Here is a 10066-nt window from a genome sequence, read left to right as displayed (position 1 = left end):
GGCTTATGGCTATCGAGATACTGGTTATTTCTTTCTGAAAATACGATCAGTCTTCCCCGGAGATCCGAGATGAACCAAAAAAAAGCGGCTGCCCGGGCAGCCGCATCTTTTCCTTGCTGATAATTATTTCAGCACCTCTTCCAGCGCCTTCAGGCACAGAGCGATATTCTCTTTACGTGCACCGTATCCCATCAGTCCAATGCGCCATGCTTTTCCGGCCAGAGCCCCCAGGCCGGCTCCGATTTCCAGGTTATACTCTTCCAGCAGAGTCTGACGCACTTTCGCATCATCGGCCCCGTCAGGGATAAAAACAGCATTGAGTTGCGGCAAGCGGCTTTTCTCATCCACCACAAAGCGGATCCCCATAGCTTCCAGGCCATCGCGCAGTAACTCGTGCATCTCGGCATGGCGCTGCCACGCATTTTCCAGCCCTTCATGTTGTAAACGAACCAGTGCTTCGTGCAGCGCATACAAGCTATTGACAGGGGCTGTATGGTGATAGCTGCGCTTACCTTCACCACTCCAGTAGGCCAGCACCAGGCTTTGATCCAGAAACCAGCTCTGAACCGGTGTCTTACGTTGCTGAATTTTCTCCACGGCCCGCGGCGAAAAGGTCAGCGGAGACAGGCCCGGTACACAGGACAAACACTTCTGACTGCCTGAGTACACGGCATCCAGTTGCCATTCATCAACCTTCAGCGGCACCCCGCCCAATGAGGTTACCGCATCAACAATGGTCAGGCAGTCATGGTCACGGGCTAAACGGGATAAGGTTTCAGCATCGCTCAGTGCACCGGTTGAGGTTTCCGCATGCACAAAAGCCAGTATTTTCGCATCCGGATGGGCTTTGAGTGCTGCTTCAACGGCTTGCGGATCAACCGGCTCTCCCCATTCATTATCCACCAGCACAGCTTCACCGCCGCAGCGCACAACATTTTCCCGCATCCGCTCGCCAAATACCCCGTTACGGCAGACGATCACCTTCTCGCCCGGCTCAACCAGATTGACAAAACAGGCTTCCATTCCTGCACTGCCCGGCGCAGATACCGCTATAGTAAATGGGTTGGTAGTCTGAAATGCATACTGAAGCAATTGCTTAAGCTCATCCATCATTCCAATGAACAGTGGGTCAAGATGACCGACAGTCGGGCGGCTGAGCGCCTGCAACACCTGCGGATAAATGTCCGACGGACCGGGTCCCATCAGTATGCGTTGAGGTGGGTAAAAACTGTGAATTGTCATAAGGCTTCTCCATCTGCACAGACACATAAGTTACTTATAAATTCAGTGCATTAGTTATTGTTGGCAACAGTCGCTTTTACAGGGCATTCCTAGCGAGCATAACAGAACCACCCGTACCTGAAACCAGGCAGGCAAATTTATGCAAAGTCAGTAACAATCTTGACACAGAAAAATGCATTCAAGCATTGACAAAGCCCCCCCTCTCATATTCAATAAGGGCAATTTTTGTTCACCCTGAGAAAGCTCATTTTTCAGGTGAAAACGGAAGAGGCGCGTTATCCAGGTATCTATGCGGCGGGGCCCCACCCCAAAGCACCATAGAGAGGGGGAGCAACGCCGAGATACGGTGAGACAGGGGGCTTGCCGTATCGGCTTTGAAGGTTGAATCCTTCTGGCTGTCACCTGCATCATCCAGTGCAGGTGGAGAGCTTCTGGTAGCAGCAGTCTTAGTACGTCTCGCCTAATGGCTCTTCTGACACTCAAGTCGGAAAGATTCCCCAAATTTTGCCCCATGTTTACGCTTTGTTAAGTGGGAGATCACATTGAGCCCTGTAATTTCTTCTTCAGCGTTGAACGCTGAAATCACAGTCGCAAAATTTGGCGGCACTAGTGTGGCTGATTTCGTTGCAATGAGCCGTAGTGCTAAGATAGTTATCAATAATCCGACAACCAAACTGGTGTTGATCAGTGCGTGTTCCGGTGTGACTAATATTTTAGTCGAACTGGCCAACGGCGTGGCCGATGCCGGGCACCGACATAACCTGATGGAGCGCCTTCGCGCCATTCACCACAGCGTGCTGGCGGATTTACAGCAGCCTGAACAGGTTGCGGGTAACATTGATGAACTGCTCGATCAGGTCGCCGAACTTGCCATAAAAGCCGCAGAACATAAATCGGCTGAGCTGACAGATCAACTGGTTGCCAACGGTGAATTGCTGTCTACCCATCTGTTTACGCAAATCATGTGTGAGATGGGTGCTGACGCATTGCGTTACGATATCCGGGAAGTGCTGCGTACTGACAGCCGCTTTGGTAAAGCCAGCCCTGAACAGGAAATGATTCGTCAACTGACAGAGGAAAAGCTATTACCTCTGCTGCAGGATAAGATTATCGTTTCTCAGGGTTTCATCGGTAGTGATGAGCAAGGTCGCACAACAACACTTGGCCGCGGTGGCAGTGATTACAGTGCCGCCCTTATGGCTGAGGCGGTGAGTGCCGGCACATTGGAAATCTGGACTGATGTCCCAGGCATGTACACCACAGATCCGCGTATTGCGCCCAAAGCCACGCCAATCAAAGAAATCAGCTTCAGCGAAGCCTCTGAGATGGCCAATTTTGGCGCCAAGATCTTGCATCCATCGACATTGATCCCGGCCGTTCGCCGTCAGATCCCTGTGTTTGTTGGATCGTCCAGGGCACCAGAGCAAGGCGGCACCTGGATCCGTAAATCCGTTACTGAAGCACCGCTGTTCCGTGCGCTGGCACTGCGCTCGAACCAGACCCTGATCACCCTGACCAGCCTGAACATGTTTCATGCTTATGGTTTCCTGGCCGAAGTCTTCCGGATTCTGGCTGAGCATAAGGTCTCTGTTGATCTGATTTCTACCTCTGAAGTCAGCGTGTCTTTGACCATGGATCAGACCGATACAGGCGGCGGCGCACCCACGCTGCCTCCGGGGGCGCATGCCGCGCTCAGTGAGCTGTGTCGCGTTGAGATTGAACAGGATCTGTGCCTGATTTCGCTGATTGGTAACCGCATGAGTCAGACTGCCGGTTCAGTGAGTACCGTGTTCGATTCGCTGGACGAGTACAAGCTGCGTATGATTTGCTACGGTGCCAGCCCGCACAACCTGTGCTTCCTGGTTAAAACCGAACATGCCATGCCTATTGCTCAGAATCTGCACCGTAAGATTTTTGAGTAATTTCACGTCCCGTTCCGGTAAAAAAGGCGCTCATTGAGCGCCTTTTTGTCTTCAGTGAACAGCTATCACAGATTAGGCCCCAGCCATTTCTCCGCTTCGATCTCACCCCAGCCTTTGCGCTCGGCGTAGCTTTCCATCTGGTCACGCTGGATCTGTGCAACGGCAAAATAGCGCGATTCCGGATGTGAGAAGTACCAGCCTGATACGGCCGCCCCCGGCCACATGGCGTAGCTTTCTGTCAGAATCATGCCGGTATTGGCCTCCGCATCCAACAATGTCCAGATCTCGCCTTTCTCTGTGTGTTCCGGACAAGCCGGATAGCCTGGCGCTGGCCGGATACCCTGGTATTTCTCACGGATCAGATCTTCGTTACTCAGGTTCTCGTCCGGCGCATAGCCCCAGATCTCCTTACGGACAGTCTCATGCATGAATTCCGCAAAGGCTTCAGCAAGACGATCTGCCACCGCTTGAATCATAATCGCGTTGTAATCATCGCCTTTGGCTTTAAACTGATCGGCAATCTCATATTCACCGATTCCGCCGGTTACCGCAAAGGCACCAATCCAGTCAGCTTTACCGCTTTCTTTCGGGGCAATGTAATCCGACAGACAGTAATTCGGCCCTTTGGGTTTCTCTGTCTGCTGGCGCAGTCCGCGTAAGGTTGTCAGTACCTGGGTTCGGGTCTCATCGGTGTAGACTTCGATATCATCACCAATATTATTGGCCGGGAATAAGCCACAGACACCATTGGCCTTTATCATGCCGCTGGCTTCGATCTCATCCAGCAGCTGATTGGCATCATCAAATAGGCGCTGGGCTTCCTGACCCACTACTTCGTGGCGCAAAATGGTGGGATATTTACCACTCAGCGACCAGGTCATAAAGAAGGGCGTCCAGTCGATATAACGCCGCAATGTCGCGATATCAAAATCCTTGAACACGTGGATCCCCGGCTTTTGCGGCGCGGGAGGAGTGTAGCTATTCCAGTCAATCGCCACTTTATTGGCGCGGGCAGCTTCCAGGCTGACAGGAGCACTTCGTGGACGCTTGCGGGCGTGTTGCTCCCGCACTACCTCGTATTCCTTGTCAAGGCGCTCAACAAACGCTGGCCGCTGGGCATCCGACAAGAGTGCCGAACATACCCCTACAGCACGCGAGGCGTTTGAGACATAAACGACAGGGGCATGGTAGTTCTGCTCAATTTTGACTGCCGTGTGGGCCTTGGACGTTGTAGCCCCGCCAATCAGCAAAGGAAGATCAAAGCCCTGGCGCTCCATTTCTTTGGCAACATGCACCATTTCATCAAGTGAAGGAGTGATCAGCCCGGAGAGGCCGATAATATCGACCTTCTCTTCTTTGGCCACTTTCAGGATCTTGTCGCAAGACACCATGACGCCCAGATCGATGATCTCGTAGTTATTACACTGCAGCACCACTCCGACAATATTTTTACCGATATCGTGCACATCGCCTTTCACCGTGGCGAGCAGTATTTTGCCGTTAGTGCGTCCGACTTGCTTCTCGGCATTGATGTAAGGTTCGAGATAAGCGACGGCCTGTTTCATCACCCGAGCTGATTTCACCACCTGAGGCAAGAACATTTTACCTTCACCGAACAGATCACCGACTATGTTCATACCTGCCATCAAAGGCCCTTCAATCACCTCTAACGGTTTTTCCGCGTTCTGACGGGCTTCTTCGGTATCTTCAACAATAAACTCAGTGATCCCTTTGACCAGCGCATGGGACAGGCGTTTATCGACCGGCCAGCCGCGCCATTCAGCGGCTGTTTTATCTTCTACCGCTTCGCCGCTGCCCCGGTACTTATCCGCAAGATCCAGCAAGCGCTCGGTAGAGTCATCCCGGCGATTCAATACAACGTCTTCAACGGCTTCGCGTAACTCGTCTGCCAGGTCATCGTAAATGGCCAGCTGACCGGCATTCACAATGCCCATATCCATGCCATTTTTAAAACAGTGATACAGGAACACGGCATGAATCGCTTCCCGCACAGGATCATTACCACGGAACGAGAAAGACACATTCGAAACACCACCCGACACCATCGCATGTGGCAGAGTGCGCTTGATGTCTCCTACAGCTTCAATGAAATCAACCGCGTAGTTATTGTGCTCATCAATCCCGGTAGCTACTGCGAAAATGTTCGGGTCAAAAATGATATCTTCCGGCGGGTAGCCCACCTCATCAACCAGAATGCGATAGGCATTGGTACAGATCTCTATCTTACGCTCACGGGTATCGGCCTGACCCACTTCATCAAACGCCATCACAATCACGGCTGCGCCATAGCGGCGAATCAGTTTCGCCTGTTCAACAAACCTCTCTTTACCTTCTTTGAGAGATATTGAGTTAACAATTGGCTTACCCTGCACACACTTAAGGCCAGCTTCCAGTATTTCCCACTTGGATGAGTCAATCATAATGGGGACACGGGAGATTTCAGGCTCAGAGGCACACAGGTTCAGAAAGCGCACCATGGCAGCTTCGGCATCCAGCATGCCTTCATCCATATTGATATCGATGATCTGAGCACCGGCTTCCACCTGCTGACGTGCCACTTCCAGCGCTTCGTCATAAAGCTCTTCTTTGATTAACCTACGGAAACGGGCTGAACCTGTCACATTGGTCCGCTCACCGACATTGACAAATAAAGTGTCTTTTTCAATGGTTAGCGGCTCAAGCCCTGATAAACGGCAGGCCACAGGAATCTCAGGCAATGGACGTGGCGCTACATTCTCCGTCACCCGGGCCATTTCACGAATATGCTCTGGCGTGGTGCCACAACAACCGCCCACCAGGTTCAGAAAGCCGGACTCCGCCCATTCTTTGATATGCTCAGCCATTTCTGTCGCTTCAAGGTCATACTCGCCGAATGCGTTTGGCAGACCGGCATTCGGGTGCGCTGATACCGCACACTCAGAAATACGTGATAATTCTTCCACATACTGACGCAGCTCATCCGGACCCAATGCACAGTTAAGGCCAAATGAAATAGGTTTGACGTGTCGCAGAGAATTGTAAAAAGCTTCAGTGGTTTGTCCTGATAAGGTGCGGCCGGAGGCATCGGTGATTGTGCCTGAAATCATAACAGGCAAAGTCACGCCCAGCTCTTCAAAGACCTTATCCACGGCAAACGCACAGGCTTTGGCATTCAGGGTATCAAAAATAGTTTCAATCAGGATGATATCGGACCCGCCAGCTATCAGGGCGCGGGTTGATTCGGAATACGCTGCTACCAATAGATCAAACGACACGTTCCTGAAACCGGGATCGTTCACATCCGGTGATATCGAACAGGTACGGTTAGTCGGACCGAGAACACCAGCTACAAATCGTGGTTTGTCCGGTGTTTTCGCCGTCCACTCATCAGCCGCCTGACGAGCCAGCTTTGCCGCTTCGAAATTAATCTCGGCACTCAGACTCTCCATGTCATAGTCAGCCATGGCAATAGTCGTTGAGTTGAAAGTGTTGGTCTCAAGAATATCAGCGCCGGCTTCAAGATAAGCGGAGTGAATATCCTTGATCAGTTGCGGCTGGGAGAGTACCAGCAGATCGTTATTGCCTTTAAGATCCGAATGCCAATCAGAAAAACGTTCACCACGGTAATCCTCTTCATCCAGCTTGTAGCTCTGGATCATGGTGCCCATGCCCCCATCTATGATGAGGATCTGTTCCTTAAGTCGCTTTTGTAATAAATCCGTACCCTTCGACACTGCTTACTTCCTTACACTTAAACCTATCAGCTGCTAACATCCTATCACAGCCTGATTGGAAATCTAGACGTCCATATATCGTTTGCGAAAACTTATTATCCAAGCGTAAGCCTAAAGTTTTTATGGCTATCAGAGGCCCGAGCATTTATATTTTGTCACAATTTTTGCTTAACACTTTAACAACAGATGAGGATCAAGGATGTCGGTATACAGTACCCTCTGTTTTCTCGCCGCCGCTGCGATGGTTATTGCCTTTATTAACCACAAAATAGGCAAGATGCAAACCACTATCGCCATCACAGCCGGTGCTATTATTTTATCGCTCGGAATTGTGATCGCAGGCCACAACGGCTGGTTTCACCTCGAAGAAATTGCTGCGGAACAGCTGGGTCAGATCGATTTCGAAAGCTTTCTGCTAAAAGGCATTTTAGGCTTCTTACTTTTTGCTGGCGGTTTAGGGATCAAGCTGCCACATCTCGAAGATCAAAAATGGGAAATCACCATTCTGGCACTGGGGGCCACACTGTTTTCCACATTCTTCATCGGTGGCAGCCTTTGGTGGATATGCCAGATGCTGGGAATCCAGTTAGACCTGATTTACTGCCTGCTGTTCGGCGCATTAATTTCACCGACGGACCCAATAGCCGTGCTGGCGATAGTAAAAAAACTGCACGCGCCGCGCCGCATCTCCACACAAATTGAAGGTGAGTCGCTGTTTAACGATGGATTTGGCCTGGTCATCTTCGTCACTTTGTTTACCATCGCCTTTGGTGATGAAGCACCTACTGTGCTGGGTGTTGGCCATCTTTTCCTGCAGGAAGCCATTGGTGGCATAACCTATGGTTTTGTTCTCGGCCTGCTGTTCCATTATCTGATCAGTTCGACAGACGATCACTCCATGGAACTTCTGCTGACTCTGGGAATCCCAACGGCTGGTTATGCTTTTGCCGATGTTATTCATGTGTCCGGGCCGCTAGCTATGGTGGTCTCCGGTATCATGATAGGCAACTGGACCCGTTATATCGGCTTTTCTAAAGAGAGTGAAGACCATCTGGATCACTTCTGGGAGTTGGTTGATGAATTCCTGAACGGTGTACTCTTCCTGCTGATTGGTATGAGCATGCTGTCTTTCAGCTTCCATGAGGAAGACTGGACACTGATGGTGATAGCTGTGCCGCTGGTGCTACTGGCGCGCTACCTGAGTGTGAAGCTGTCGTACCTTGGCTTTAAACGTTTCCGCCAATACAATCCCGAGTCGGTGAAGATCCTCACTTGGGGTGGCTTGCGTGGTGGTCTTGCTCTGGCGATGGCGATGGCGATCCCTGCCGGTGTTATCGTTATTCCGGAGAAAAATATTGATGTGAAAGAGATAATTCTGGTGATGACCTATTCAGTCGTGGTGTTCTCTATCCTGATCCAGGGCTCTACCATTACACCTATGATCGAAAAAGCTAAAGCCTGGGAAGCGAAGAAAGCGAAAGAGAACAAACAAACCGCTCATGCTCACCAACAACCGGAAACCGATCCCAAATCCTGAATACTGACGATGAAAAAGACCTGCTTTGGCAGGTCTTTTTATTTGTGAGGGCAACGTCAATCAGTCGTCCTTGGTGAATTTATCTTCCGAGAAGTGATCCAAATCATAAGGCGTTTGCTGATAGACACAATAGTTCAGCCAGTTGGCAAATAACAAATGGCCATGACTGCGCCAACTCGCAACAGGCGGTTTATCCGGATCATTATCCTGATAGTAATTTACTGGGATTTTGGGCTCCATCCCCTCTCCCAGATCACGCATATATTCATTATGTAATGTATGGGCATCGTATTCAGGATGTCCTGTCACGAAGACATTACGCTTATCTTTGGTGGCGGCTAAATACACTCCTGCCTGATCTGAGGTGGCCAGAATGTCCAGATCAGTGTGCTCCGATAAAAACTCAGGCGAGAAGTCGGCATAGCGCGAGTGGGGAGCCCAAAAGGTATCGTCAAAACCTCTCAGAAGAGGATGATGGGGATTGTGGACCCTATGGGTGTAGATACCTGATAATTTCTCTTTGCGGGTACGCTTAGGTAAATCGTACATCAGCTTAAGCCCAGCCTGAGCGGCCCAGCACACATACATGGTCGAAGTCACGTGCCCTTTCGCCCAGGTCAGAATGGCCTGGATTTCTTCCCAGTACAGCACATCTTCAAACTGCACTAAGCCCAGCGGAGCACCTGTCACAATCAAACCATCGAAATTTCTGTGCTTCACCATTTCGAATTGCCGGTAGAACGTATCCAAATGCTCCGTTGGCGTATTTTTCGTCGGGCGGTTATCAATCCGCAGTAACTCAACATCAACCTGCAGAGGACTGTTTGATAACAGACGAAGAAACTGAGTTTCAGTTTCAATTTTTTTCGGCATCAGATTAAGCAACAATACCTTCAGCGGGCGAATTTCCTGACTGGCAGCGCGTTTTGCAGACATGACGAAGATATTCTCACTACGAAGAATATCAGTTGCCGGTAACTGATCAGGAATTTTAATGGGCATGTGTTGCTCTCCCTAAGATGTACAGACGTCCAGATACCCAAAAATTATAGAATTTCTACTCACACTGCAAGCTTTACCGCATTAAAAGAATTATAGATAGTTAAGAACATAATGAATAATTCTAATGAAAGCAGCAGGCTAGCGAAAGAGACGCTGAAAATAGCAGATAACAGAAATGAAAAAACCCAGCCGAAGGCTGGGTTTTGAAGGAGGTGCTTAGTAATGTCCTACTCTCACATGGGGAGGCCCCACACTACCATCGGCGCTGCTGCGTTTCACGTCTGAGTTCGGCATGGGATCAGGTGGTTCCACAGCGCTATTGTCACTAAGCAAATTCTGGTGCTAGTACCCAGATTTGAACTGGGGGCCTCACCCTTACCAAGGGTGCGCTCTACCAACTGAGCTATACCAGCAAATTCTTATCTAAACAAAGTCTTACGCTTCACTGCTTTGTTTGAGTAATTTGTCGCTGTGCGATGACGATTTTGATGCGAGAAGCGCAATGTACATTCAGTACATGAGCATCGCAGCACTCAAAAGCGGCAAGCTACAGTAGACAAATTGGCAATTAAAGCCTGGCGATGACCTACTCTCACATGGGGAGACCCCACACTACCATCGGCGCTGCT

5 protein-coding genes, 1 tRNA gene, 1 rRNA gene and 1 riboswitch are annotated in these 10066 nt (G+C 50.3%); of the genes, 2 read left to right on the top strand and 5 right to left on the bottom strand.

Going from position 1 to position 10066, the window contains the following annotated elements:
• Positions 1-123: 123 nt before the first annotated feature.
• Positions 124-1242 (bottom strand): alanine--glyoxylate aminotransferase family protein, encoded by a 1119-nt coding sequence (locus Q4491_RS21215; RefSeq protein ID WP_192015881.1) that lies wholly within the window; start codon positions 1240-1242, stop codon positions 124-126.
• A 257-nt stretch (positions 1243-1499) separates the two neighbouring features.
• A riboswitch (Lysine riboswitch) is annotated at positions 1500-1681 on the top strand.
• Between the two features lie 103 nt (positions 1682-1784).
• Between Q4491_RS21215 and lysC the strand changes: the two genes are divergently transcribed.
• Positions 1785-3164 (top strand): lysine-sensitive aspartokinase 3, encoded by a 1380-nt coding sequence (gene lysC / locus Q4491_RS21210; protein WP_225445171.1) that lies wholly within the window; start codon positions 1785-1787, stop codon positions 3162-3164.
• Between the two features lie 65 nt (positions 3165-3229).
• Here the strand turns inward: lysC and metH are convergent, their stop codons facing one another.
• Positions 3230-6898: a methionine synthase gene (gene metH, locus Q4491_RS21205; RefSeq protein WP_303460725.1), complete on the bottom strand. Its 3669-nt coding sequence runs from the start codon at positions 6896-6898 to the stop codon at positions 3230-3232.
• A 199-nt stretch (positions 6899-7097) separates the two neighbouring features.
• Between metH and Q4491_RS21200 the strand changes: the two genes are divergently transcribed.
• On the top strand, positions 7098-8435 hold the full coding sequence (locus Q4491_RS21200) for a sodium:proton antiporter (protein ID WP_192015897.1): 1338 nt from the start codon (positions 7098-7100) through the stop codon (positions 8433-8435).
• A gap of 60 nt (positions 8436-8495) precedes the next feature.
• Here the strand turns inward: Q4491_RS21200 and metA are convergent, their stop codons facing one another.
• The 3 genes from metA to Q4491_RS21185 form a co-directional block, all read right to left on the bottom strand.
• The gene (gene metA / locus Q4491_RS21195) at positions 8496-9437 is read right to left on the bottom strand and encodes a homoserine O-succinyltransferase (protein ID WP_237794572.1); all 942 of its coding nucleotides are present in this window, start codon (positions 9435-9437) and stop codon (positions 8496-8498) included.
• 214 nt (positions 9438-9651) lie between these two features.
• A 5S ribosomal RNA gene (gene rrf, locus Q4491_RS21190) occupies positions 9652-9767 on the bottom strand.
• 7 nt (positions 9768-9774) lie between these two features.
• Positions 9775-9850: transfer RNA gene (locus tag Q4491_RS21185), tRNA-Thr, on the bottom strand.
• Between the last annotated feature and the right edge of the window lie 216 nt (positions 9851-10066).

The organism is Photobacterium sp. 2_MG-2023 (assembly GCF_030547675.1).
Taxonomy (GTDB): domain Bacteria; phylum Pseudomonadota; class Gammaproteobacteria; order Enterobacterales; family Vibrionaceae; genus Photobacterium; species Photobacterium arenosum.
The sequence above is the reverse complement of the archived record's forward strand: the minus strand, read 5'-3'. Positions and strand labels throughout refer to the sequence as shown.

Excerpts from the sequence above, each read along its gene's own strand:
- Q4491_RS21215 (WP_192015881.1), bottom strand. The coding sequence starts at position 1,242 with ATGACAATTCACAGTTTTTACCCACCTCAACGCATACTGATGGGACCC.
- Q4491_RS21200 (WP_192015897.1), top strand. The coding sequence starts at position 7,098 with ATGTCGGTATACAGTACCCTCTGTTTTCTCGCCGCCGCTGCGATGGTT.
- metA (WP_237794572.1), bottom strand. The coding sequence starts at position 9,437 with ATGCCCATTAAAATTCCTGATCAGTTACCGGCAACTGATATTCTTCGT.